The organism is Psychrobacter sp. AOP31-B2-9 (assembly GCF_052378005.1).
In the GTDB taxonomy this organism is placed as follows: domain Bacteria; phylum Pseudomonadota; class Gammaproteobacteria; order Pseudomonadales; family Moraxellaceae; genus Psychrobacter.
In genome coordinates, this window is sequence record NZ_JBQSXG010000321.1 from 1 (window position 1) to 647 (window position 647).

Genomic DNA, 647 nt, shown 5'->3' on the forward strand with positions numbered 1-647 from the left:
TTATTATTAATGCCACTAACATTATAATTACTAAAGTTAATAACAACTTATTCGTACTATGGACTGATTTTAGCTCCTCCTTTATATTCGTATAATTTTCTTTATTTGAATGATCCTGTTGACTTACTTGACCCATGAAGGCTTCAATTAGTGAGTCAGTTTTTATTTGTTTTTCTGTTATAAACTTAGTGCACTCATCTATATTCGATATATTACTATTGTGATTATCATGAATTATTTTTGAAATTTCTATAAAGCTATTATTTTGATTTCTATCTATCTTTTCAATATCATGTAAATATCTATTATTAATAGCATCTAAAGAATAAATAATAAATTCTTTAATTTTTTTATTTAGTTCTATCGAACTAATAACTTGGGAGTTAATTACATCAGATTGGGCACTTAACGAACTAGCCATTACAGCTAATTGATTACTCAACTCACTGTTCTCAGAAGATATAATAGCAGCTAAACTATCAATAGCATTTTCTAATGGTTTGTTGAACCGCCCCGGGATTGTCGGAGACTTAACATTCTGAGAGAATACGACAATGAAAACACGAAACTACACTCCTGAGATTAAAGACCGCGCCGTTCGCATGCTGACTGAAGCAGCAAATGACTATCCCTCTACCTGGTCAGCT

The 647-nt window shown here is 31.1% G+C and carries 1 protein-coding gene; it reads right to left on the reverse strand.

The window, feature by feature from the left end; genetic code table 11:
* The coding region (locus ACT3SX_RS15440; RefSeq protein WP_444761862.1) for a hypothetical protein at positions 1-442 on the reverse strand (442 nt) is incomplete at its 3' end.
* Positions 443-647 lie beyond the last annotated feature (205 nt).